Below are 24692 nucleotides of genomic sequence, written 5' to 3' on the forward strand. Positions count from 1 at the left end.
AAAAATATTTTTAAATAATAAGGGGGGTGATTTAGCATTTTTTTATGGAGCAAAAATATAATTTCTTTATGTTATAATTACCAAATTATAAAAAATCAAACAAACGATCAAAAATTTTAACTTGATCTCCTGGTTTGGCTCCTTGTTTTTGTAATTGTTCTTCCATTCCTATTTTTTTCAATATTCTATTAAATCTTTTTACAGCTTCTTCATTGTTAAAATCAGTACGATGAAAAAAAGTTTCTACTTGCTTACCAGACACAACAAAAACAGAATCACTTTCTTTAATAACAGAAATAGTATTTTGATTATCAGGAAGGGTGTATAATTTAAATTCGTTGTTTTTGTTTGGAGTAACTTCTAAGGGAGTATTTTGCAAAAGAGAGCTCATTTCATATTTTAAGGTCTCTAAATTATCAAAAGAAACTAAAGAAAGAGGGATAATTGGTTGGTCTTTGATTTGTTGTTTTAAAAGAGTAAGTTTTTGCAAAGCATCAGGTAAATCCATTTTATTGGTAACAATAATTTGTTTTTTAAGTAATAATTGGGGATTGTATTGACTTAATTCTTGATTTAAAGTTTGGAAATCTTGGTAAGGATTGGCACTTTCCATACTTAAAATATGAACTAAAACACGACATCTTTCAATATGTTTTAAAAATTGAATTCCCATACCACAACCTAAATGAGCATTGGCAATTAGTCCTGGTAGGTCAGCAACTATAAAACTAAAACCATCTACTTCAACAACTCCTAAATGAGGTTTAATTGTGGTAAAAGGATAGGAAGCAACTTTGGGTTGGGCTTTGGAAATAGCAGAAATAAGAGAGGATTTACCAACACTTGGAAAACCTAATAAACCAATATCAGCTAAAACTTTAAGTTCTGTTTTGATTTTAAAACTTTCACCTAAATCACCTTTTTCAGCATAACTTGGAGCTTGATTTTTAAAAGTAGCTAATGCTTTATTACCTTTGCCGCCTTTGCCGCCTTTAGCAATAACTAAGGTTTGTTGATCGTATAAAATCTCTCCTAAAAACTTGTTATCAGCAGTATAAAAAACTGTCCCCAAAGGAACTTTAACATAAAGATGAGGGGCGTTGGCTCCATTTTGACCTTTATTTTTGCCATTTATTCCATGTGGTGCTTTAAGATGTTTTTGATATTTTAATTTTAATAAGGTAGTCTCGTCTTTGTCGCCTACAAAAATAACAGACCCGCCGTTGCCACCATTGCCACCAGCAGGTCCTCCAAAAGCTACATATTTTTCTCTTCTAAAAGCAACGATGCCATGACCACCATTGCCAGCAAAAACTTCATTAAAGGCTTCGTCAACAAAATGCAAACTAAATACCTGCTTTCATTAAATGCATAAAAAAATTATTGCAGATAAACAGAAACTTTTTTACGACCATGCTTTTTTTCAAATTTAATAATGCCACTCATTTTAGCAAATAAAGTGTCATCTCCACCTCTACCAACATTAAAACCAGGGTGAATTTTGGTTCCTCTTTGACGATAAATAATAGCGCCTGCTTTGGCAAATTGACCGTCAGAAAGTTTAGCACCTAATCTTTTGGAATGAGAATCTCTACCGTTTCGAGTAGAACCTGCTCCTTTTTTAGAAGCAAATAACTGGATTTGTAATTGCAATAACATGTTATAACCTCTTTCTTGTTTGAATTTGAGATATTTTTTTAAAATTATTGGGATATTGTTTGGCTAAATTGCAGATAGTGTATTCTAAATTATCTAGCAAAGTAAAAAGAACAGTATTTTGGGTGGTTTTCACTTCTAATTCAAACAACTTATCTTGTAGATTATAGGTAATATCTGTTTGGAATTGAAGTTTTTCTAAAGCATTTAAAGTTACAATAATAGCAGTAGAAACCGAAGCACACACAATATCAAAACCTTTAGGAGCATATAAAGCGTGCCCCCAAACTTGAATACTAGTAATTTTTTTTTGTTCTTTGTAAAAACAATAGCGAATCATAGTTTTTAAACAGTGATTTTAGTAATCAAAAGTTTAGTATAGGATTGTCTGTGTCCTTGTTTACAACGATATTTTTTACGTTTTTTATACTTAAACACAATAATTTTTTTAGCGCGGTGGTGCTTGATTACTTGAGCTGTTACTTTAGCGTCTTTAACAAAAGGGGTGCCTAAAACAGGATTGGAGCCACCAACAGCTAAAACTTCTTGAAATTGATAAGTTGTTTCTGGCTCAACATTTAGTTTTTCAACATAAATTTCTTGTCCTTCAGAAACACGGAATTGTTTTCCCCCAGTTTTGATGATTGCAAACATTTTCTTTCCTCCTTGCAAAAATTGCAAATTATCTTGGATAATTTATTGGATCTGATAATAATTAATTGTTTAAAAACAATGGTTTTTATATTTTTTTAATTGGGTATTGCAGCCAAACCAAAAAAATACAATAATCATACATTATTATAACATATCTTATTAAAATATGAGTGTTTTTTTTTGTTATGAGTTTGGATTATTGTTCTTTTTGAGATATCTATTTTGCGGATGGTTGCTACATTTATCACTGCAAGCTCCTAAATATTTGTGTTCGCTATGTTCGTGGCACAAAATTTGTTTGTTGCATTGAGGATTAGAGCAATTAATATAGCGTTCACAAGGAGTGCCATCAAAATAGTCTTTACCAACGATAACATGTTCTTTTTGATTAACAGGGACTGCTATTCTTTGATCAAAGACATACATTTGACCATCCCACAAAGCACCTTGAGTTTCGGGGTGTTTGCCATAAGAAATGATGCCTCCTTCTAATTGATAGACATCATCGAAACCTTCTTTTTTTAAGAAAGTGCTAAATTTTTCACAACGTACACCACCAGTACAATAAGTTACGATTTTTTTATCTTTTAATAAATGGGTGTTTTGTTTGACCCAATTTGGCAAATCACGAAAATGTTTAATATTGGGATTAACTGCATTTCTGAAGTGTCCTAAATCATATTCATAGTCATTACGAGCATCAAGAATTAAAGTATCTTTTTCTTGCAAGGCTTGCAAAAATTCTTGAGGAGCTAAATAAGCACCTTTGTCTTTAGTAAGATCAAAGTTTTCTTGAAGACTCAAATTAACCAATTCGGGCTTAACTTTAATAGAAAGACGCGGGAAAACGTGTGCCTCTACAGTTTCCATTTTAAAAACGGTGTTGCAAAAACGAGGATCTTGTTTTAGTTGATCCATGTATTTATGTATTTGTTCTTCTAGACCTGACAAAGTACCGTTTATACCTTCTTGGGCAACGATAATACGTCCTAAAAGTCCTAGAGATTCACAATATTTAAAATGTTGGTCTCTAAAAGTTTGAGGGTCTTTTATTGGAGCATATTGATAATATAAAATAACTAAGTATTGGGAGTTAGAAGTTTGTGTCATAAAATAATTATGCCTCTTTTCAATTGAGATTGCATGCAAAATCTGATTAATTTGGACTTTATTTTATTATTAAAATAAATTGTTAGGAATTTGAAACAATGAATGATTAATGTTTTTGGCTTCATTTATAATTTTTTATTTAAGATTTTTATGGAGCAAATCTTAAACTCTAATAAATATTAAAGATTATAAAATAAATTTTAGGAGCGTTCTTTCCAAAAAATATACATATTTTGAGCACCATTTAACATTTGTTTTAAATCATCTAAACTATATTTTATTTCGCCTTTGAAACTTGCAGTCCTTGTGCCACCATCAAAAAAGACTCCTAATAAATCTGAAGAAGCATCTTTAATACGGCACAAAAGACAAGGATAAGTTTGGATAGTCTCGGAATTATAACAAGGATAATTAGATACAAAACCCCAAAAAGATGGATTAATATTGGTTTTGATATAGGTTTTTATTTGTTGAGGAAAAGTTTGAGAATTGTGGGGTCGTAAATAAATGTTTTTAATTTGCATATTGATATTACCTCACAATTATTTTTGAAGATGAAAGTAATAAATTTTTGAGGTTGCCTTTGAAAATGGTGAAAAAAATAGTAAAGGTTTTGTTAGTGGCTTTTGTTTTACCAATAAAAAATGCCGAATCACTTTATTTTTCATAAAAGATTCGACTCTATATTCTAAATTATTCTTGTTAAAAACATTCAAATTACTTGATAATATCGGTTCCTAAATAAGGCTGTAAAACTTCAGGAACTGTAATAGTACCATCTTGGTTTTGATAATTTTCCAAAATAGCAATGACAGTTCTTCCAACAGCCAAACCTGAACCGTTTAGAATATGAACGTATTCATTTTTATTATTTGCAGGATTTTTCATTTTAATATTGGCGCGTCTTGATTGGAAATCGCAAGAATTACTGATAGAACCAATTTCACGATAACAATTATAGCTGGGTAAAAAAACTTCTAAATCATAAGTTTTTGCCATGCTAAAACCCAAATCCCCAGTAGAAAGTAAAACAACACGATAAGGAAGTTTGAGCAGTTTTAGCACTTCTTCGGAATCTTTTAACATTTGGTCTAGACATTCATAAGAATTTTGGGGATGGCAAAACTGAATTAATTCTACTTTATTAAATTGATGTTGTCTAAAAATTCCTCTAGTATCTTTGCCAGCTGAGCCTGCTTCTTGGCGAAAAGCAGTAGTGTAGGCGACGTATTTAATAGGAAGCGTGTCTGGTTTAAAAATTTCTTCATGATGCAAATTAATAGTAGGAACTTCTGCTGTAGGATTTAGATACCAATTATTTTTGGAGTTGTAAAGCTTGTAGACTTCATCTTCAAACTTGGGTAATTGCCCTGTTGCAAACATGGTTTTTTCATTGATAATATAAGGAGGAATAATTTCTTGATAACCTTTTTTACTATGAAGATCCATCATAAATTGAATTAAGGCTCTTTCGAGGCGTGCTCCTAGCCCTTTGCAAACAACAAATCCACTACCAGAAATTTTAGAAGCCCTTTTAAAGTCGAGAATATCTAATTTTTCAGCTAAATAAACATGGTCTTTGGGCGTAAATGCAAAAGTTCTTATTTGTCCTTCGCAATACAATTCCTTATTGTCCTTATCGTTTGTGCCAATTGGTAAAGAATCGTGTGGTAAATTGGGGGTAATGCTTAAAATATCAAAAATTTCTTGTTCTTTTAGTTTTAACTTTTGTTCTAGTTTTTGTAAATCATCACGCAAAAAATTAGTGTCTTGCAAAACAAGAGTAATATCTTCTTTGGCGTTAGCTTTTTGGGCAACTTTTTTAGCTGATTGATTTTTTTGACTTCTTAAATCCTGTATTTCCAAAAGTAAAGATTTTCTTTGTTGTGCTAAAAGAGGCAATTTATTTAAATAAGCAAAATTTTGTTGCCTTTTTTCTAATTTTGCAATAACAGATGGCAGATTTTGGACTACAAAATTCAGATCTAACATAAAAAAAATACCTCTTTCGTTTGGGAAAAATTAATTTAATGGTGGCAAAAATAATAAGTTTTAATTGGAAAAATATAAATGTAGCAAGAATATAAATTTTGTTAGTTAATGGGGTTTGAAAAATTTTTACTCATTTTTTATTATTAAAACCCTTATTAAAATCATTAACCAATTTTATTAAAACCATTTATAAATTCAAGCCACCAATGTAGAAATTCTTCACTAGAAGAAGGTTTTCCTGTAGGAGATTCCCATTCGGTACCTAAAATGTTATTAATTCCATTTACACCTTGATTTACTGTGGTTTGTGCAAAATATTTAGGTTCGTTATTTGATGCTGTAACATATAAATTAGCTCCACAAACAGCACCTACTAAAAAACCCACAATAAATAAGAAAATATTTAATAATTTATTCATTTTTATCCTCTTTGTAATGGTTTGTCATAAATCCAAATTGTTTTAGAAATTATATTTTAATAATTATAAAAAGAAAAATGTAAAAGTATTTATAAATAAATAATAAGCAAATAATAAACTTAAATATTTTACAATATTTGTATTAATGTTTTTGTTTGTTTGTTGATAAAATCAAACCATAAATGCATCAAATTATCAGATAAAGAAGGCGGCATTAATACATCTTTGCCAATAACTTTATTAGAAATATTATTAATTGTAGTGCTAGATCCTTTTTTAAGGATATATTTAGGTTCATTTAATAACGATCTAAAATATAGACTTGTCCTTAAAACTGATCCTACAATAAATCCTGAAGTTACATAAATTACTTTATTTGCCCAAAAAAACATAAATTTATCAACCTTTTCCACTCAAATATATTTAAATAAAATAATTACAATTAAAATATTAATGTTATGTTTGTTGGTCCAATATTATGATAAGTTTTGATGTTTGTTTTAATTAATGTGGTTTTTGTGAGTTTTGTAAAAAAAAAATTAAAGGGTATTTACTAATTTTTGTAAATCAGATTTGTTTCTAGCAGAAAAGTTAGCGTGATAAACTCTTTTAGAAACCCCTTTATCAAATTTTTTATAAGCTACACTTAATAAAACTAAGGCTTTTTGTTTATCAGTGTTTGCAACTGCAGTTTTTACTTGTTTTACCACTGTTTTTACAGATGATTTAAAAGAAACATTTTGCAAACGACGTTTTTCATTAGTTTTATTACGTTTTTTTTGTTGTTTAATATTAGCCATGATTATAATCTCCTTTTTTTAGTTACTTAATTATCAATTTATTATTAATAACTCTACTGAGGATTATACCAAAATTTAGATAAAAAAGCAATAAAATAGTGTAATTATAGTATTTTTTTATATCTTTTGCATTTCATAATAAATTATGTAATATTTGTAAAAATAAAATTATGGAAGCTCGTTTATGGAGATTTTTTATAACTCGAAACAATACCCAAAATTACTTTCAAATACTTATTCATTTAACTTTTTAAAATATTTTTTTTCAAATGCATCAGGAGTAGCATAATTAAGTGATGAATGCATTCTTTCTAAATTATAATATGACATATATTTACAAATAGCTTCAATCATAACTTTTTTACTAATAGTTCTAGGGTTTGGAATGCCATAATAAATACATTCACATTTAAAAGAAGAAAAGAAAGAAGTTAAATAAGTACAAGGAGAAGATTGTCCTTTTTGAATCCTTTGTCTATCTTCAAAACTCTGAATTAAATTTTTGGTTTCTAAAATTTCTTCAACATCCAATTTATAATATGGAAATTTAAGATAAGAATGAAAAATGCAATCGTTTTCAAATACATTTAATTTATCAATAGTATCTATAATTAAAGGTGCGCCTTCATAATCAGAAACATGATAAGCCAAAATTTTGCGACTATATGTATCTAGGACAACTGAAACATATAAAACTTTATCCTGGTAATAAACTTCGGTAATGCCACCACATAATATTTGATGAGGTCTTGTAGCTTTCATATTTTTAGCAAGATTTAAAAATTGACGATTTAATATCATTTCTTCAGTATAATATTGCATATTTATCTATCTCCATTTATTTATTATAATCATTCCTAAACATTTAAAACATTAAATAATTCTATCACCCTAAATTATAAACAATTACAACAATTTATCTACCCCAAAAAAAAGGAAAACCCAAACTGTAATTGCAGTTTGGGTTATTTTAATAAATAATGATACATTTATAAGGAATCAAAAATCTTCAAAAAAAGCCTTAGATTTAGGAAACTTATCAGTTTCAAAAATTTCTTTCGGAGTACCTTTTTCAAGAATTTTACCTTGTTCCATAAAATAAATAGTATCAGATACTCTTTGAGCAAATTTCATTTCATGAGTTACAATAATAAGATTTATTTTTTTCTCTGATAATTTTTGTAAAGTTTGTAATACTTGCAAAGTAGATTCAGGATCTAGGGCAGAAGTTGGTTCATCTAAAAGAATAACTTCAGGTTCCATACATAAAACTCTAGCAATAGCAACACGTTGTTTTTGTCCCCCTGAAAGAGTTTCTACTCTTTGATTAGCAAGAGCTTCTAAATCTAGTTCTTTTAACCGTTCTAAGGCATTTTCTTGAGCTTTTTGTTTAGATAATTTTAATACTTTCATCGGAGCTAAACAACAATTTTCTAATACTGTTTTTCCTTCAAATAAATTAAAACTTTGAAACACCATTCCTACTTTAGTTCTTAGATCAGATAATTTTACTCCTTTATCTAAGATATTTTTATTATCAATTAAAATTTGACCAGAATTAGGTTCTTCTAATAGATTAAAACATCTTAATAAAGTAGATTTCCCTGAACCTGAAAAACCAATAATAGTTACTATTTCTTGTTTTTTAATTTTTAAATTAATATTTTTTAAAATCTCTTTATCGCCAAACTTTTTACAAAGATCTTTAACTTCAATTAAATATTGCATTCTAAACTCCTTTTTTTTGTTTTTCTAAATATTTAACAAATAAATTAGCAATCGTAATTAACACTAAATAAATACAAGCAGTAATAGCATAAGGAATAGCAATGCTTCCTGTTTGAACAATTTGAGTTTTGGCTTTCCATGCTACATCTAACAGACCAACCAAACCACCAAAACAAGCACTATCTTTAATATTTACAATAAATTGTTGTACTACAAAAGGAAGTGATCTTTTAAGCGTTTGGGGGAAAATAACATAAAAAAATGTTTGTCTTTGAGTCATTCCTAAAGCTAGAGAAGCTTCTACTTGTCCTTTATCTAAAAACTTAATATTTTGTAATAAAATATTTGTAATACTAACTGCTGAATTTAATAATAACACTATAATACCTGAATACATCGGATTTAATTCAGGATTATAAGCTCTCCAACCAAAATGAACTATAATCATTTGAGCTGCTACTGGAATTGATTTAAAAATATAAAGTATTGCATCAAGCAAGTAAAGAAAACTTTGTATTAACCCTACAATAAAGGGATTTTGTGTTTGATAATTAGGTTTAATACTTTTAATCCCTGTTAAAACAATAGCTAAGATAAAACCTACAATAACTCCATCTAATGCAAGTAATAAAGTAGTTTTTAAAGGTGTGGCATAATCAGGTAAAGCAAGAGATACTTTTTGATACCAATTTAATCCTTGTTTTTGACTTAACTCTTTTAAAGATTGTTCTAACCATTTATTAGTTATTTCTTTAAATTTAGATATTTTGTCTTCTAAAGTTTTTATTCTATTTAGGTCTTGTTTGTCAGTTGGTTTTGATTGTTCTTCTTTTAATTCTTTGGTTAACTCAATTATACCTTTAACATCTAAACCATAACCCTCTAGAAAAAGTTCTTCTTTTTTTAAAACTTCTTTAAAAGCATTATTAATTGGAGTAATTAATTTTGTATTACCTTTTTTAACTACAATTCCTAAACCTGTAGGAGAAACAGTAAAACGAGCATCATCAGATATAATTGATATATGTTTTAATTCATCATTTTGCGAAGCATAATATTTAGTAATATAACTATCAGTTACAAAAATATCAGAAGCTTTATCTTTAACGCTTTGAGCACACATAACAGCATCATCAATAGGATTGGATTTAGTAATTTGTAATAAATTTCCTAAATCTGATCTAATATTTTCAATAACTTTATCAGCCACAGAACCAGTAAGAGTTAAAAATTTAATTGGGTCTTTGTAATCTTTTAATATACCTTTTATATCTTCATATTTTACTTCTTTTGGCAAATCTTTAAAACGCGCATCATCTTTTCTTACTAAAAACCCTGTATTATCCAAAGTATAGGCAATAGGAAAATCAAAGTTTTCTTTTCTTTTATCAGTAATACTAATAGAAGAAATAGCTACATCAACTGAACCATTTTGAACAGCAGTAAACATCCCATCAAAATCAAAAAGACTAAATTTACAACCTTCATACTTTTCTTCTTGAGGTAATGCTTTTACTATTTTATCAATTAAATCTATATCAAATCCTGAAATATATTCACCTTGAATAGTTCTGTGAGCTTTACTTGTATCTTTATCAGATTTAATAGTCAAACTATTAGGAGCTGCATCAGCTACCACAGCTACTCTTAAATATTTCTTAGAATTATTAACTCTTTGAAATAACCCCACACTAAAATGAAGCCATCCCCAAAAAATCATAAACATAAATAATAAAACATATTTAGTAATTTTGTATTTTTCTTTTTTCCTTTGAATCATAATATATAATTTTTACCTTCACTTGCAATTTTGATGCTTGTAAAAACCATCTATTTGATTTAATTTAATTTAAAATACCAAAAAACAAACATCATTGTTATAATAGATACAACAATTTTAATATACTTATGAATATGAAATCTATATTTGGGAGGCATCTTTTTAATTTTCATTTTTTAACCTTTTATTTATATATTATAAATATACATAAATTGTAATGTGCATCATTTATAAATATTTTTCAATTCTAAAACAATATCAAACTTTTAATAATAAGATATTTTTTAAAATAATACTTTATTATTTATAATAACATAAAAACAATTAAAATTAACATTTAATTAATATCAGTATAACTATTTTAATATAAAAGATTCAAAGGTAAGAAATAAATATTGGGTTAATAATTAAAATGTAGTGAGTTATGCATTAATTATCTTTATATTTTATATTAAGAATTAATATTTGTTTTATCTTAATATTTGTTTCTTATAATTCTTAAATTAATTTATTAAGCACTAACTACAGTTTTTAAAGCAGGATTTAATTTTTTTTCTAAATATTTACTTAACATATTAATAAATTGAATTAAAACTAAGTAAACAACGGAAAGTATTACAAATGGAGCAACTAAATCTCCTGTAACGTTCATAGCATCATTTGTAACAAATGACATATCAATTAATGCAATTAATCCGAAGAAAGTACAAGCTTTAATATTAGTAACAAATTGTGCTGCTACTAAAGGAACTGATTTTTTTAATGCTTGTGGGAAAGTAACATAATAGAAGGTTTGTTTTTTATTCAATCCTAAAGATTGAGCCGCTTCTACTTGTCCTTTATCTACAAATTTAAGAGTTTGCATTAAAACAACAGCAATATTAGCAGCTGAATTTAATACAATGACAACTAATGCTGCATGAGTTTGATGCATTGTAGGGAAAATACTAGGCCACCATAAATGTCTTGCAAACCAAACTAACAATCCTTGAGCAGCAATTGGAACTCCATTTAATAACCAAACATAAAAATCTACAAATTTAGAACCTACTTGTTTCACACCTTTTACAAAGACATTATTTGTTCTAGAAAGGGTAGATTTATTTTTAACTGCTAATAGAACTAATGATAATAAGAATCCAAAAACAACACCATCAACAGTAAGTAATAAAGAAGTATAAAAAGGTTTTGTATAAGTGGGTAAGTGATATTTAATTTTTCCCCATAAAGAATCGTCTCCTTTTTGAAGAAAACCCTTTTCATTATAAACAGTTTCATCAAATACTACTTTTAATATTTCATCTATTTTATTTTTTATTGCTTCCTTTTTGGATGTCAAATATTCGTATTTTTGCACATCTGAAGAATCATTTTCTGTTGCAGTTTGTGCTCTTGTAGTTTTATTTAATTCAACAAATTCTTGTTCTTCTGCTGCGTTTCTTTTATTTTTTGTATTTAATTCTTCGTATCTCTTTTGAACTTCTTCTAATTTTCCTTTGTCGTTTTCGTCTAAACATTTACCCAAAGTTTCTTTTTCTTTTTGGCTAGCTTCTAATTCTTGTTTTTTTGCATTTAATACTCTTCTTGTTTTGGCTTCTTTAGTTTCATCAAAAAACGCAAATAGATACTTTTTCAAAAATTGATATTGTTGTTCTTCGTCTAATGTTCTTTCTTGGTTTTTAATTTTTTCTTCTGATGTACTTGAAAATTTGTATGATTTTTTAACTTTTAATTCATCATAATTGTTTTTGAAAATTTGTCTTTCTTTACTACCTTTTAAACATTCAGTTAAAGTATAAACAACTTTTTCCAATTGTTTCAATTCATTAGGTAAATTTTGCAATCTTTGTTTTGCTGTATCTTTTTGTAATGTATTATTAAGAGAAAACCAAGACCAAACTTTGAATAAAACTTCAAATTCTTTTTCTTCTTCTGGTTTTCTTGTATTTTTGCCTTTTAAATCTTTGTATCTATTTTCTTGGTCATTTGTTCTTTGTGGTGCTAATCTTAGTTTTAATTTCCTAAGAGTTTCTAAAATCTTTTTAAGATCATATATTTTATCTTCTACTTTAAATGTTTTTGTACCATTATCTTCTTCTTTTTCTACTTCTTTTTTCTTAACATCTAAATCAAATATTTTTACTAAAGCATTATTAACTGCTTTTAGCATCTCTTTATCGCCTTTATGAACGGCAATACCTATCCCTTCAGGACTAGATAATAAAAGAGGATTATCAGTTTGAAGAGAAATATATTTTAAGTCTTTGTCACCTTCTACATTACCACGAGCAATAACATCATCAATTACATAAATAACTTCTTTGCCTTGTTCTTTATTTTCTCTTACTGCTTGTAAATTAGGAGCTGCATTATCAGAACCAGTTGCATAATTAATTAAATCATCTCTATATTTAGGGCTTAATTGTGCTTTCATATTCCCTTTTTTAAATAATTCTTTATCAGTGGTACTTGTAGCCATCGCAATAAAATTAAATTTTTTTGTTTTTCCTTCTTTTGCTGCTTTATCTGCTAATTTTTCTAAATGTGCAAAAAGATCTTTATCTTGAACTTTAGAACCAGCTTCAAATTCTAAAAAATCAGGATTATCTTTTCTTACTATTAATGCATTCATAGGAACATTATAAACTACACTAAAATCAATTTTATCTCTTCTCTCAAGTGTAATACTAAAACAAGCAGCAGCCACATCAGAATTTTTATATTCAATATCTCCCACTAATCCTGCAAAAGTATTAAGTCTTAAATCTAAACTTTTACCCATTTCTTCGGCAATTTTCTTTAATAACAAAACTTCAAATCCAGTTAAACGTTCTCCTCCTGTAGAAACAACACTATTTTGAACTGAAGCTTTTTCCGATTGTAGACAAATAGGACTCATCCCTGAAAAAGTAGATGCTCTTAGGACATCACCTTCTTGTTTGGTTTCGCTAAACACTTGAACATGCAACCACCCCAAAAAAACAAGCGAAACTCCTACTAATAAGTAATTTAGATACCGATATACTTTGTTTTTAGTAAAATATGCATTTGTCTTGGGAAAATAGCTTTTGACTTGATTAAAATATTTTCTTAAGTCCATAAGTACAGTAAATTACCTCTTTTTTATATAATTTTATATATTTATTTTTTTAGTTATAATTTTTTTATAATTTTTATTTTGATAATGATAATACTCTTAAATTATTGTGTTCTTATAATTATTTTCTATAATTGTATTAATTCCTTTTTTGAATGACAAACAAAGATACACATACAATAAATAATTAAGCAAAAAATACATAGCAAAACAAAGCAAAGTTATAATTGCAATTATAGTTTCATTAAACTTATAAATAATCAATAATAATATATTAATAAATAATAAATAATTTTTAAACATTAATCTATTACAAATTAATTTTTACTATCAGCTACTAAAAATATAATCACATAATACAAATAAAACTGTTCTTAAAGAACAATTAAAACGATAAATAAAAAGATAATAACAATAATCAAAATAACCCAATTAAGGAAAAATTTCAATTATATTTTCCAATTCCCAACCATAAATTAAAAATGATAATCAATATAAATAGGTAATGTCATCTTTGTAAATTGCTAAATAATATTAACTTGCAAACAAATTAATATCACTAGATATTGCTAAATATAATATCTAGAACCGTATAATTCGATAAGTAATCATTGATAAAAATACTCTAAAATTGAATGTGTTTAACAACGAAACTCCTCCTTTAAGTTGTTTTTAATGCACCAAAATAAAAGTATTTTTGGAGACATTTTAAAATATAATCTAAATATAATATTAAAATATAATCAAAATAATTTTTAATCATAATGATAAAAGGATAAAAGTCCAAAGGGTAAAAAATGGTGGGTGGAAACCTTAAAAAATATTTTGGCAAACAACAAACATTAAAATTAGTTGCAAAAGATACCAAATAATTCAATAAGGGTAAAAAAAATAATTAATTAAAGAAAATAATTTTTGTCTAAACCAATCTCAAAATATTACAATTGAAACATTTAACAAATATTTAATCAACCTTAATTAATATAGCGATAGATTACACGCGTGTTGGTTATTTACGTGCAGCCCCGCTCCAAACCGTACAAGCAAGTTTCCAAGCATACGGCTTTCCCTAAATTAATTATATTCAGGCTCACATCTTTTTTTTGAAGGCCAGTATTTCGCAACTGCTTTACCTAGGATACACCCTAGCTCCTCCACGAGTCCTTATTTCTTAACGAAATAATCGCTCCGCCCAGTTAAGGTCCTATATTACCCCGAATCCTGTTTTCATTTCGGTATGTCCCGCATTTATTCTAGGAAGTTTTCTTTTCGGACTTTTGTCTTACCACACCTAAGTGAGCCGTGACAGTCTTCCATTCTTATATGGTATTGTCATATAATTGGTGTCAGGGTTTGGGCGCCTAATAATATAGGTTTAACATTTCTGGATTCAGAAATTTAGACTCTTTTTTGCTTCTGGTTTAAATTAATTTACTGACTCCTTCGCCTTGTACCTAGCTTTCCTAGGCTCCGTGTGAGGACAATTATCTTGGTTATTCCAAACCAAGTTTTAACTCCTCCGACTACTAAAAGTCTCTTTTTCCTTGAACCCAGAGGCATTTTAATTTCCTCTGTTTGGTATGGTTTTTAGGAATCTCGAATTTCCGACATCATTATGCCTGATAGTTTTAGGTTCGCTTTCGTTGTTAAAGCTTGTGGCTAGACTAGAACACTTTGTTTCCGTCAACGATATCATGAAGGGTGCTACTTAAAGCGACATGTGATTATATATAAAGACTTAAATCATATCTTCATATCTTACCTTCATTCCAGGGTTTCAATAACTTGCCCTTGAAGTTCTTAAATTACGATAATTTCCGCGATTAGGGATTTGCACCTTTTCCATGACTATCTTAGTCTTGCGAGAGCATCTTGGCTAGTTATTTCACCTCACCTCGCTTTTACGGTCTGCTGTAATCCACCATTCTTTCGTTTGGTTGACCGACCGCATGACCTCACGGAATAATCAAGTCCGTGGCAACTGGCTAGATTGCTGTAATGATGCGTTTATTCGCGCCCAATTAATTTAAGTATTTAATCTAAGAAAACAAATTAGCATCTTAAACACTTTATAAAAAAAGTGAATTTAATCACTTTTAAACGTATATATTCCTATTTATATCAATAACAAATTGCACTGTTCCATTATTTTAGACACTTTTTTATTTCAAAATTACTCTTTAAGACTTAAAATTAAATAGATAATTTCTTATCTTTACAAACTACTTTGTTAGTTTGTAAAGATATTTTTTTTAAATATTTTATCCCTACACTATATATATAGGCCGAAAAAATAAAAAAACTCCTCATTTAAAGGGTGTCTAAATCAATCCTAAGGGTAAATAACCCTAATTGGATTTAAATCAAAGCGAGAGGGGTATTTCTGAATCAAGGGGTCCGCTTGATTTCCTTCCCTGTTTGGGGATCGTACTCTACATTGGGTTTGTTATTTGGGATTTGTTGTTTGGGTTGGTTAGCTTTAGTAGTAGTGGATTCGATGGGATAAGAAGGTTTATCATTATGTGGTTTTAGTGGTTTTGTGTTAGATTGGTGGGGGTAATAGTTACTACCAACATTATCATCTCTGCCTTGAGATGATAATTTCTTATTGGTGCCGAAATTTACGGAAAGCCAAAGAAGCCCCGCGCAAATTAACAAAACTGCCACAATAACAAGGGTAGTTTTCCAAACTGATTTCGTTTGGTTGTGTGATTGATAATTCATTTTAATTTTTCTCCTTTTTTAACTTATTAGGGTACCAACAATATCCCTTACTTTTATTTTACTCTTTTTTTTGTACCAAAATCGCCCCTCTGGGGAGGGGATAATTAATTTGTGATTTTAAGAGTTGAAGTAAATATTTGTCCTTCGGTTTGATTTAAACTTGGGTCAACTAAATTTGATGAGGGTTTAGATTGTTGATATTAATAGATTGAGGTTGTTTTTCTTCAAAAGGAATATTACTTACTTGTTTTTCTTCCCGAAAAACTTCTCTGGAAGTAGAAGTAGCTTGTAGGCCTCTGATAAGTTCTGTGATTTTACCTTTAATTGTTGGGTAGCATAGACAATAAAATCACATCCTAAATCTTGGTAATTATTTAAAGCTTTGATTAGACCTAAAATCCCTTCTTGGTATAAATCTTCTCTTTGAAGTACTTTAGGGAAATATTTGAATTTGTTAGCTATTTTTTTTACCAAGGGATAATGAAACTCGATTAATTGATCGCGAATTGCTAAATTGTTTTTATTTTTTAAAAAATCTTTAAATAATTTTTGTCTTAACATTTTATTCCTTTCTAAAAATATTTTTAGAAAAGATAAGAAATTTTTTTAGTCTTGAAAAGAAAAAAAGACTAACTTAATAGTTAGTCTTAAAAAATTTTTAAAAAGTAAAAAGTTGTCCAAAGTTTTGGAACACCTCAATTGATATTGATATTGAGGATGATTTAATTTAGGTAATCTTAAACCTAAAAGGAATAAAAGAATTGCAAGAATGATGAAAAAGAAAATAACCCAAAACTTTAATATTAATTTTCTTTTTTTATTATTCATGATTAAAAAATTTGTTCCTTTTTAAATGTTCCGTCTGGGTTGTACTCGTCGATGGAGGCGATTGTACCGTTAGAATTGTAATAGGTTTCTTTGGTTTTATTACCTGTTTGGGGGTCGTACTCGTAGATGTAGTTGAATGTTTTGCCATCTGAGTCGTATTCGGTATACTTGATTTTATTACCTGTTTGGGGGTCGTACTCGTAAATGTAGTCGATTGTACCATCTAAGTTGTATTCGGTATACTTGGTTTTATTACCTGTTTGGGGGTCGTACTCGTAAATGTAGTCGATTGTACCGTTGGGGTGATATGAGATTTGCGCGGCGAAGGTTAAAGGAATAAAACTTAAAAGACCAATAATAGTAATGGAAAAAAATAAGCCCCAAATGATTAGAATATTTTTTTTATTTTTTATCATTTTTAAAACTGCCTTTCTTAATTATATTTTGTTTGTTTTGTAAATAAAGTTTGTATTCTAAATCTGATATTTTTTTATTTAATTGTTTTAATTCTTCTGGATTTCGTTTATTAAATTCAACTGGTTGTGTTAATCTTGATTTAGGAATAAATAAATATTTTAATAAAAATAGAAAATAATATATTACTAAAATTAAAAGTTTAATGGGCCAATAAATAGTATATTTTATTATTGACTTAATAATATCAAATATAGAAACTGAAAAACATAAAATAGTAATAAAGATTAAAATATAAACAAGAGATAAAATAAAATTAAAAATTATTCCTATGGAATCAAAAATATTAAAAAAAATAAAACTAACATTTTTGATTGCAATAATGTTGTTGAAAATAGTTTGAAGGAATGATATAATAAAGATAGCGTAATCATTTATTTTATCAATAAATGCGCTTATGTTTAAATTGAAAATTTGCATAAATAATTTTCCTTTCATGGTAGTTATATAAATCGTTTCTTTTGGTGAGATGAGATTTATATAGCTATTTTTTTTTATATTTTTTTAATGTGGGCTTTATATAACAAAAATGACCCTACATATACGGACAGGAACGAACATATACATAGGGTCATTAATTATTTTAACATTTTTTATCTGTTAATATTAATAATTATGAAAAAGTGTTACGGTGAATATACTTATATTATAACAAAAACCATAAAGTAAAGTACATAAAAATATTAAAAAAAATCTTTTTTTATTGAATTAAATAACTTTTTTTAATTATTGACTCTCCAACCTACTCCTTTATCGTCTGACACGACAAAGGCGGTTGGTTCGTTCTCGCTACTCCTTTATCGTCTAACACGACAAAGGCGCGAGGGGAAAATTTTAAAAAAAGGGACACACATTTATAAAAAGGGACACACATTACAATGTGTGTCCCATCTGTGTCCCAAAAAAAACCTAGGTAAATACTAAGATACGCGTGGGGGATAACATTGCCCCACGCGCACAAAAGATAGTAAATACCTAGAAAAATGAAAAAAAGGGCGCACATTTGCTTTCTATTTTCAGGGTTTGTGCCCTACTAACGTAAACACTAGCGATTTTGGGGATGAAAAAAACCACCCCCTAAATCCCCCAAGGGGGACTTTATAGGAGGAAGGTAAGAGTTAATTTGAATGTACTTCGGCTGGCCGCCTAGTTCGCTACGCTCGTCTTAGAAGAATATTAACCCTTAGTATGAAAAAGAGGGTTTTTTTAATAAAGGAGTTTTGTTGAGGCAACTAAATTAGGTTAAAAAAATGATTCTTTTAAATTTAAGCCAAAATTGGGGCTTTGTTGAGGCAACTAAATTATATTTAGGGTATAAAATAACCCTAATTGGATTTAACTCAAAGCGAGAGGGTCAAAATAATGCGTTTAAGATGAATTATAAAATTAAAAGTGATATTTAAATTAACATTCCGCGGAACCGAATTAATATAATTTATCAAGGACGTAGATAAAGATACAATTAGTTTTTATATATTTATGTGTTTCTCCTGCATATTTTTCATCTTCTTCACACCAAGATTCAAATGAAATATCAGGGTTAACTAAAAAGATACTTAATTTATTACCAGATAATAACCTTTTAGGAGAATATTTAACATCAACTATAAATCCTCTTTGACCTCCAATAATGTTTTTTAATAAACCTGCTGATTTGATATAATTGATACTGATATCATCATAAACATCTACTTTGAAGTTATCATTATAATTTTCTTTACTAAAATCAAAACTACCTCTGATATAATTATAGTGTACTTTTTGATTATTTAGATAGCTAATAATAAACTCGGTTTTTCCGAGTCTACTAGCTCCTTCAATAACAATTGATAAAGGACGTTTATCAACTTTAAGCTGTTCTACAATAGCATTTTCAATTTCTTGAGTGCTTTTATTAAATTTGAAAGTATTTAAATCATAGCCAGTTGAGGGGATATGATTTTGTAGTTTATCAAGTAAAGCTAGTTCATCTTTTTTGATGAACTTTTTTTTAGGATTTTTTCAATTAAATCTATTTGTTCTAAATAAAAATCACGGTCAAGATTAATTATAAATTCATCAAGAGTTTTTTTAACTTGTTGTAAAGTTAAATTATCATCATGATAATATTCATCTTTTAATCTATCTATTTCATCGTAGATTAATTGTTTACGTTCTTCTTTTTGATTTTGACGAACGTATTTTTTATGTCTTGGGGTGCCTTCTTCAATGAATTCGCCATCTTTTTTTATATAGTTAATTGATTTTTCGATATCACGAGCATTTTCAATTTTAGGGTGGAAACCTTCAATGTCAAAGAATCTTTCACTTTTAATATTAAAACGTTTAGTTAATTGAAACAAAACATGGGTATGGATTTCTTTGTGGTCTTGGTGGTTTTCGGTATTAGAAATGATATATGATATTTCTTGTTTTTTAGATATCATTAATTCTTTAATATGATTGTGGATTTTATCTTTACCCAAAGGACATTTGGAATAAGTTAAAAAGATATCTTTGGTAGTTAAATTAAATTTGTTTTTTTTATTTTAATTCTCTTTCTTGTTAAAGCCCCTATTAGTTTAGGGGCTTATTTTTATTTATTTTTCTTTATTTTTGTTATCTAAAAAGATAACTTTTTTAACAATAACTTTAATTGAGGTTTTATTTTCACCATTGTTATTAGTATATTTTTCAACTGATAAAGAACCTTCCACATATACTTTTGAACCTTTACATAAATACTTAACCATATTATCTGCCTGAGTTCTAAAAACAACACATGGAATAAAATTAACTTTATCTTTGATATTAACAGCTATACTAAAATCTAATTTAGGTATATAACCTGTATCAGTACTAAGAATTTGTGGTTCTAAGTCGTGAGTGATATTACCAATTAATTGAACTTTATTTAACATCATATTTCTCCTTTATATTTAGATTAAAGTAAGGCTAGAAGAGATGCTGCTGGCCCCAAAGATGCCAATATAGGAGCTGCGACTACACAAATAGCAGCACCAGTAGCAACGGTGATACCTACAACCGCTAATTCTTTACCTAATTTTGGCGCCAAAGATGCTAATTCTCCCATCAATGACTTCTTATCGTCATTTAAGTAATTTAAGTCATTTAATTGTTTAAATGGAACTTGTGATGGAAAAAAATCTTTTTGAGGAACTAGATTAATTATTGGTTGAGTTTCTTTTTGTTTTTCAACTTGGTTTTGTAATTCTTTTAATCGTTGTAATTCTTTTAATAGTTCTAATAATCTAAGTATATCATTAACTTTATTTGTATCATAGATATATTGATATTGATATTGATATTGATGTTGAGGTTGTTGATTTGGTTGTTTTTTTGTTTTGAATAATTTAGGTAATTTTAAACCTAAAAGGAATAAAAGAATTGCAAGAATAATAGAAATAAAGATAATCCAAAGATTTAGAATTTTTTTTCTTTTTACATTATTCATAATTAAAAAGTTTGTACCTTTTTAATTGTTCCATCTGGGTTGTACTCGGTGTGCTTGATTACCTTCCCTGTTTGGGGGTCGTACTCGGTGATTAAGTCAATTTTACCGTCTGGGTAGTAATGGGCCTCCTTGATTTGCTTACCTGTTTGGGGGTCGTACTCGGTGATGGTGCTAATTGTACCATTAGAATTGTAACAGGTATACTTGCTGTCCTTCCCTGTTTGGGGGTTGTACTCGCCGATGGACTTGATTGTACCGTTAGAACGGCCAAAAACCTTCCTTTCTGGATTACCTGTTTGGGGGTTGTACTCGGTGATTAATTCAATTTTACCGTCTGGGTAGTAATAGGTTTTTGAGACTAATTTTTCTTGTTGGTTATACTCGGTGGTGGAGTAAATTGTTTTACCGTCTTGTCTGTATTGAATTTTTTTATTTGGTTCTTTTTTTTTATCAGTTGTTAATTTATCAACTTCTGTTTCTATTTTTTTGAGAAGAGTATTATAGGTTTGTTGTTCTTTTTCTTGTTGTTGTTGTTCTTTGTTTTCTTCTTTGGGTTTAACTAATTTATCAACTTCTGTTTCTATTTTGTTTTCAGAGGGAGTTTGTAATTTTAATAATAAAAGCATTAAAAGACCAATAATAGTAATGGAAAAAAATAAGCCCCAAATGATTAGAATATTTTTTTTATTTTTTATCATTTTTAAAACTGCCTTTCTTAATTATATTTTGTTTGTTTTGTAAATAAAGTTTGTATTCTAAATCTGATATCTTTTTAGTTAATTGTTTTAATTCTTTTGAATCTAAATAATTAATTTCAACTGGTTGTGTTAATCTTGATTTAGGAATAAATAAATATTTTAATAATAGTATAAAACAATATATTCCTAAAATTAAAAATTTAACGGGCCAATAAATAGTATATTTTATTATTGACTTAATAATATCAAATATAGAAACTGAAAAACATAAAATAGTAATAAAGATTAAAATATAAACAAGAGATAAAATAAAATTAAAAATTATTCCTATGGAATCAAAAATATTAAAAAAAATAAAACTAACATTTTTGATTGCAATAATGTTGTTGAAAATAGTTTGAAGGAATGATATAATAAAGATAGCGTAATCATTTATTTTATCAATAAATGCGCTTATGTTTAAATTGAAAATTTGCATAAATAATTTTCCTTTCATGGTAGTTATATAAATCGTTTCTTTTGGTGAGATGAGATTTATATAGCTATTTTTTTTTATATTTTTTTAATGTGGGCTTTATATAACAAAAATGACCCTACATATACGGACAGGAACGAACATATACATAGGGTCATTAATTATTTTAACATTTTTTATCTGTTAATATTAATAATTATGAAAAAGTGTTACGGTGAATATACTTATATTATAACAAAAACCATAAAGTAAAGTACATAAAAATATTAAAAAAAATCTTTTTTTATTGAATTAAATAACTTTTTTTAATTATTGACTCTCCAACCTACTCCTTTATCGTCTGACACGACAAAGGCGGTTGGTTCGTTCTCGCTACTCCTTTATCGTCTAACACGACAAAGGCGCGAGGGGAAAATTTTAAAAAAAGGGACACACATTTATAAAAAGGGACACACATTACAATGTGTGTCCCATCTGTGTCCCAAAAAAAACCTAGGTAAATACTAAGATACGCGTGGGGGATAACATTGCCCCACGCGCACAAAAGATAGTAAATACCTAGAAAAATGAAAAAAAGGGCGCACATTTGCTTTCTATTTTCAGGGTTTGTGCCCTACTAACGTAAACACTAGCGATTTTGGGGATGAAAAAAACCACCCCCTAAATCCCCCAAGGGGGACTTTATAGGAGGAAGGTAAGAGTTAATTTGAATGTACTTCGGCTGGCCGCCTAGTTCGCTACGCTCGTCTTAGAAGAATATTAACCCTTAGTATGAAAAAGAGGGTTTTTTTAATAAAGGAGTTTTGTTGAGGCAACTAAATTAGGTTAAAAAAATGATTCTTTTAAATTTAAGCCAAAATTGGGGCTTTGTTGAGGCAACTAAATTATATTTAGGGTATAAAATAACCCTAATTGGATTTAACTCAAAGCGAGAGGGTCAAAATAATGCGTTTAAGATGAATTATAAAATTAAAAGTGATATTTAAATTAACATTCCGCGGAACCGAATTAATATAATTTATCAAGGACGTAGATAAAGATACAATTAGTTTTTATATATTTATGTGTTTCTCCTGCATATTTTTCATCTTCTTCACACCAAGATTCAAATGAAATATCAGGGTTAACTAAAAAGATACTTAATTTATTACCAGATAATAACCTTTTAGGAGAATATTTAACATCAACTATAAATCCTCTTTGACCTCCAATAATGTTTTTTAATAAACCTGCTGATTTGATATAATTGATACTGATATCATCATAAACATCTACTTTGAAGTTATCATTATAATTTTCTTTACTAAAATCAAAACTACCTCTGATATAATTATAGTGTACTTTTTGATTATTTAGATAGCTAATAATAAACTCGGTTTTTCCGAGTCTACTAGCTCCTTCAATAACAATTGATAAAGGACGTTTATCAACTTTAAGCTGTTCTACAATAGCATTTTCAATTTCTTGAGTGCTTTTATTAAATTTGAAAGTATTTAAATCATAGCCAGTTGAGGGGATATGATTTTGTAGTTTATCAAGTAAAGCTAGTTCATCTTTTTTGATGAACTTTTTTTTTAGGATTTTTTCAATTAAATCTATTTGTTCTAAATAAAAATCACGGTCAAGATTAATTATAAATTCATCAAGAGTTTTTTTAACTTGTTGTAAAGTTAAATCCTCATTATGATAATATTCATTTTTTAATCTGAATATTTCATCATAAATTAATTGTTTACGTTCTTCTTTTTGATTTTGACGAACGTATTTTTTATGTCTTGGGGTGCCTTCTTCAATGAATTCGCCATCTTTTTTTATATAGTTAATTGATTTTTCGATATCACGAGCATTTTCAATTTTAGGGTGGAAACCTTCAATGTCAAAGAATCTTTCACTTTTAATATTAAAACGTTTAGTTAATTGAAACAAAACATGAGTGTGGATTTCTTTATGATCTTGATGGTTTTCGGTATTAGAAATGATATATGATATTTCTTGTTTTTTAGATATCATCAATTCTTTAATATGATTGTGGATTTTATCTTTACCTAACGGACATTTGGAATAAGTTAAAAAGATATCTTTGGTTCTTAAATTAAATTTAGTTTTTTTCATTTTAATTCTCTTTCTTGTTAAAGCCCCTATTAGTTTAGGGGCTTATTTTTATTTATTTTTGTTATCTAAAAAGATAACTTTTTTAACAATAACTTTAATTGAGGTTTTATTTTCACCATTGTTATTAGTATATTTTTCAACTGATAAAGAACCTTCCACATATACTTTTGAACCTTTACATAAATACTTAACCATATTATCTGCCTGAGTTCTAAAAACAACACATGGAATAAAATTAACTTTATCTTTGATATTAACAGCTATACTAAAATCTAATTTAGGTATATAACCTGTATCAGTACTAAGAATTTGTGGTTCTAAGTCGTGAGTGATATTACCAATTAATTGAACTTTATTTAACATCATATTTCTCCTTTTTTTTATATTAAAGTAATAAGAACATAGGGTCTGGAATTATTACTGGAAGATCTTTATTTAATTGATTATCATTATTTAATTGTTTAGATGAAACAGAATCTTTTTGAGGAACTAGATTAATTATTGGTTGAGTTTCTTTTTGTTTTTCAACTGGTTTTTTTAATTGTTTGTTTTTTAATTCTTTTAATGTTTTTAATTCAGTTAATAATCTAACAATATTATTAAGTTTATTTGTATCATAGATATATTTGAACTGTTCCATTTTTTTAGACACTTTTTTATTTAAAAATTACTCTTTAAGACTTAAAATTAA

At 27.8% G+C, this 24692-nt stretch carries 25 protein-coding genes and 1 pseudogene; all 26 read right to left on the minus strand.

Translation table 11 applies throughout. The annotated features are described in order from the left end of the window. Positions 1–85: 85 nt before the first annotated feature. The gene (gene obgE / locus AACP42_RS00825) at positions 86–1345 is read right to left on the minus strand and encodes a GTPase ObgE (RefSeq protein ID WP_212775383.1); all 1260 of its coding nucleotides are present in this window, start codon (positions 1343–1345) and stop codon (positions 86–88) included. A 35-nt stretch (positions 1346–1380) separates the two neighbouring features. Beyond that, on the minus strand, positions 1381–1659 hold the full coding sequence (gene rpmA / locus AACP42_RS00830; RefSeq protein WP_011160463.1) for a 50S ribosomal protein L27: 279 nt from the start codon (positions 1657–1659) through the stop codon (positions 1381–1383). 1 nt (position 1660) lies between these two features. After that, positions 1661–1996: a ribosomal-processing cysteine protease Prp gene (locus tag AACP42_RS00835; protein ID WP_034172006.1), complete on the minus strand. Its 336-nt coding sequence runs from the start codon at positions 1994–1996 to the stop codon at positions 1661–1663. A gap of 5 nt (positions 1997–2001) precedes the next feature. Further along, entirely contained in the window at positions 2002–2310 is a 309-nt protein-coding gene (gene rplU, locus AACP42_RS00840) for a 50S ribosomal protein L21 (protein WP_212775384.1), read from the minus strand. A gap of 183 nt (positions 2311–2493) precedes the next feature. Continuing rightward, on the minus strand, positions 2494–3420 hold the full coding sequence (locus AACP42_RS00845; RefSeq protein WP_212509238.1) for a rhodanese-related sulfurtransferase: 927 nt from the start codon (positions 3418–3420) through the stop codon (positions 2494–2496). Between the two features lie 200 nt (positions 3421–3620). Then, entirely contained in the window at positions 3621–3944 is a 324-nt protein-coding gene (locus tag AACP42_RS00850) for a hypothetical protein (protein ID WP_212509237.1), read from the minus strand. A gap of 193 nt (positions 3945–4137) precedes the next feature. Beyond that, positions 4138–5412: a serine--tRNA ligase gene (gene serS / locus AACP42_RS00855; protein ID WP_212775385.1), complete on the minus strand. Its 1275-nt coding sequence runs from the start codon at positions 5410–5412 to the stop codon at positions 4138–4140. A 164-nt stretch (positions 5413–5576) separates the two neighbouring features. Then, entirely contained in the window at positions 5577–5831 is a 255-nt protein-coding gene (locus AACP42_RS00860; protein ID WP_212775386.1) for a hypothetical protein, read from the minus strand. A gap of 128 nt (positions 5832–5959) precedes the next feature. Continuing rightward, complete coding sequence (locus AACP42_RS00865; RefSeq protein ID WP_212775387.1) at positions 5960–6223, minus strand: hypothetical protein; 264 nt, start codon at positions 6221–6223, stop codon at positions 5960–5962. A gap of 147 nt (positions 6224–6370) precedes the next feature. After that, positions 6371–6631 (minus strand): 30S ribosomal protein S20, encoded by a 261-nt coding sequence (rpsT, locus tag AACP42_RS00870; protein ID WP_212775388.1) that lies wholly within the window; start codon positions 6629–6631, stop codon positions 6371–6373. 234 nt (positions 6632–6865) lie between these two features. Further along, positions 6866–7453 carry an IS3 family transposase gene (locus AACP42_RS00875; RefSeq protein ID WP_212775389.1) on the minus strand — a complete coding sequence of 196 codons (588 nt, stop codon included), beginning with the start codon at positions 7451–7453 and terminating at the stop codon, positions 6866–6868. Positions 7454–7630: 177 nt separating this feature from the next. Further along, positions 7631–8359: an amino acid ABC transporter ATP-binding protein gene (locus tag AACP42_RS00880; protein ID WP_212775390.1), complete on the minus strand. Its 729-nt coding sequence runs from the start codon at positions 8357–8359 to the stop codon at positions 7631–7633. A 1-nt stretch (position 8360) separates the two neighbouring features. After that, positions 8361–10139, minus strand: a complete 1779-nt coding sequence (locus AACP42_RS00885; RefSeq protein ID WP_212775391.1) for an ABC transporter substrate-binding protein/permease — start codon at positions 10137–10139, stop codon at positions 8361–8363. Between the two features lie 511 nt (positions 10140–10650). Next, positions 10651–13239 (minus strand): ABC transporter substrate-binding protein/permease, encoded by a 2589-nt coding sequence (locus AACP42_RS00890; RefSeq protein WP_212775392.1) that lies wholly within the window; start codon positions 13237–13239, stop codon positions 10651–10653. A gap of 2385 nt (positions 13240–15624) precedes the next feature. Then, positions 15625–15960: a hypothetical protein gene (locus tag AACP42_RS00895; RefSeq protein WP_212775638.1), complete on the minus strand. Its 336-nt coding sequence runs from the start codon at positions 15958–15960 to the stop codon at positions 15625–15627. A 172-nt stretch (positions 15961–16132) separates the two neighbouring features. Then, positions 16133–16521, minus strand: a pseudogene (locus tag AACP42_RS00900) (sigma-70 family RNA polymerase sigma factor); the annotation flags it as partial. Positions 16522–16790: 269 nt separating this feature from the next. Next, positions 16791–17204, minus strand: coding sequence for a DUF2963 domain-containing protein (locus AACP42_RS00905; protein WP_339332550.1), 414 nt, complete (start codon positions 17202–17204; stop codon positions 16791–16793). Then, positions 17191–17682: a hypothetical protein gene (locus AACP42_RS00910; protein ID WP_339332551.1), complete on the minus strand. Its 492-nt coding sequence runs from the start codon at positions 17680–17682 to the stop codon at positions 17191–17193. The genes AACP42_RS00905 and AACP42_RS00910 overlap by 14 nt, the downstream gene beginning before the upstream one ends. A gap of 1541 nt (positions 17683–19223) precedes the next feature. Further along, positions 19224–19688, minus strand: a complete 465-nt coding sequence (locus tag AACP42_RS00915; protein ID WP_339332552.1) for a hypothetical protein — start codon at positions 19686–19688, stop codon at positions 19224–19226. 153 nt (positions 19689–19841) lie between these two features. Next, entirely contained in the window at positions 19842–20162 is a 321-nt protein-coding gene (locus tag AACP42_RS00920; protein ID WP_212775613.1) for a single-stranded DNA-binding protein, read from the minus strand. A gap of 23 nt (positions 20163–20185) precedes the next feature. After that, the gene (locus AACP42_RS00925) at positions 20186–20716 is read right to left on the minus strand and encodes a hypothetical protein (protein WP_212775612.1); all 531 of its coding nucleotides are present in this window, start codon (positions 20714–20716) and stop codon (positions 20186–20188) included. Positions 20717–20718: 2 nt separating this feature from the next. After that, the gene (locus tag AACP42_RS00930; protein ID WP_249402832.1) at positions 20719–21414 is read right to left on the minus strand and encodes a DUF2963 domain-containing protein; all 696 of its coding nucleotides are present in this window, start codon (positions 21412–21414) and stop codon (positions 20719–20721) included. Further along, positions 21401–21892: a hypothetical protein gene (locus tag AACP42_RS00935; protein ID WP_212775611.1), complete on the minus strand. Its 492-nt coding sequence runs from the start codon at positions 21890–21892 to the stop codon at positions 21401–21403. The genes AACP42_RS00930 and AACP42_RS00935 overlap by 14 nt, the downstream gene beginning before the upstream one ends. A 1005-nt stretch (positions 21893–22897) precedes the next feature. Continuing rightward, on the minus strand, positions 22898–24001 hold the full coding sequence (locus AACP42_RS00940; RefSeq protein WP_212775610.1) for a hypothetical protein: 1104 nt from the start codon (positions 23999–24001) through the stop codon (positions 22898–22900). A 48-nt stretch (positions 24002–24049) separates the two neighbouring features. After that, complete coding sequence (locus tag AACP42_RS00945) at positions 24050–24364, minus strand: single-stranded DNA-binding protein (protein ID WP_339332325.1); 315 nt, start codon at positions 24362–24364, stop codon at positions 24050–24052. 22 nt (positions 24365–24386) lie between these two features. Then, the gene (locus AACP42_RS00950) at positions 24387–24641 is read right to left on the minus strand and encodes a hypothetical protein (protein WP_339332553.1); all 255 of its coding nucleotides are present in this window, start codon (positions 24639–24641) and stop codon (positions 24387–24389) included. Positions 24642–24692: the final 51 nt, after the last annotated feature.

Source organism: Hydrangea phyllody phytoplasma (genome assembly GCF_036985185.1).
GTDB classification, from domain to species: Bacteria; Bacillota_I; Bacilli_A; order Acholeplasmatales; family Acholeplasmataceae; genus Phytoplasma; species Phytoplasma asteris.

Coding starts and splice junctions, on each gene's coding strand:
- rpmA (WP_011160463.1), bottom strand. CDS start 1,659: ATGTTATTGCAATTACAAATCCAGTTATTTGCTTCTAAAAAAGGAGCA.
- AACP42_RS00835 (WP_034172006.1), bottom strand. CDS start 1,996: ATGATTCGCTATTGTTTTTACAAAGAACAAAAAAAAATTACTAGTATT.
- rplU (WP_212775384.1), bottom strand. CDS start 2,310: ATGTTTGCAATCATCAAAACTGGGGGAAAACAATTCCGTGTTTCTGAA.
- AACP42_RS00845 (WP_212509238.1), bottom strand. CDS start 3,420: ATGACACAAACTTCTAACTCCCAATACTTAGTTATTTTATATTATCAA.
- AACP42_RS00850 (WP_212509237.1), bottom strand. CDS start 3,944: ATGCAAATTAAAAACATTTATTTACGACCCCACAATTCTCAAACTTTT.
- serS (WP_212775385.1), bottom strand. CDS start 5,412: ATGTTAGATCTGAATTTTGTAGTCCAAAATCTGCCATCTGTTATTGCA.
- AACP42_RS00860 (WP_212775386.1), bottom strand. CDS start 5,831: ATGAATAAATTATTAAATATTTTCTTATTTATTGTGGGTTTTTTAGTA.
- AACP42_RS00865 (WP_212775387.1), bottom strand. CDS start 6,223: ATGTTTTTTTGGGCAAATAAAGTAATTTATGTAACTTCAGGATTTATT.
- rpsT (WP_212775388.1), bottom strand. CDS start 6,631: ATGGCTAATATTAAACAACAAAAAAAACGTAATAAAACTAATGAAAAA.
- AACP42_RS00875 (WP_212775389.1), bottom strand. CDS start 7,453: ATGCAATATTATACTGAAGAAATGATATTAAATCGTCAATTTTTAAAT.
- AACP42_RS00880 (WP_212775390.1), bottom strand. CDS start 8,359: ATGCAATATTTAATTGAAGTTAAAGATCTTTGTAAAAAGTTTGGCGAT.
- AACP42_RS00885 (WP_212775391.1), bottom strand. CDS start 10,139: ATGATTCAAAGGAAAAAAGAAAAATACAAAATTACTAAATATGTTTTA.
- AACP42_RS00890 (WP_212775392.1), bottom strand. CDS start 13,239: ATGGACTTAAGAAAATATTTTAATCAAGTCAAAAGCTATTTTCCCAAG.
- AACP42_RS00895 (WP_212775638.1), bottom strand. CDS start 15,960: ATGAATTATCAATCACACAACCAAACGAAATCAGTTTGGAAAACTACC.
- AACP42_RS00905 (WP_339332550.1), bottom strand. CDS start 17,204: ATGATAAAAAATAAAAAAAATATTCTAATCATTTGGGGCTTATTTTTT.
- AACP42_RS00910 (WP_339332551.1), bottom strand. CDS start 17,682: ATGCAAATTTTCAATTTAAACATAAGCGCATTTATTGATAAAATAAAT.
- AACP42_RS00915 (WP_339332552.1), bottom strand. CDS start 19,688: ATGATATCTAAAAAACAAGAAATATCATATATCATTTCTAATACCGAA.
- AACP42_RS00920 (WP_212775613.1), bottom strand. CDS start 20,162: ATGTTAAATAAAGTTCAATTAATTGGTAATATCACTCACGACTTAGAA.
- AACP42_RS00925 (WP_212775612.1), bottom strand. CDS start 20,716: ATGAATAATGTAAAAAGAAAAAAAATTCTAAATCTTTGGATTATCTTT.
- AACP42_RS00930 (WP_249402832.1), bottom strand. CDS start 21,414: ATGATAAAAAATAAAAAAAATATTCTAATCATTTGGGGCTTATTTTTT.
- AACP42_RS00935 (WP_212775611.1), bottom strand. CDS start 21,892: ATGCAAATTTTCAATTTAAACATAAGCGCATTTATTGATAAAATAAAT.
- AACP42_RS00940 (WP_212775610.1), bottom strand. CDS start 24,001: ATGAAAAAAACTAAATTTAATTTAAGAACCAAAGATATCTTTTTAACT.
- AACP42_RS00945 (WP_339332325.1), bottom strand. CDS start 24,364: ATGTTAAATAAAGTTCAATTAATTGGTAATATCACTCACGACTTAGAA.
- AACP42_RS00950 (WP_339332553.1), bottom strand. CDS start 24,641: ATGGAACAGTTCAAATATATCTATGATACAAATAAACTTAATAATATT.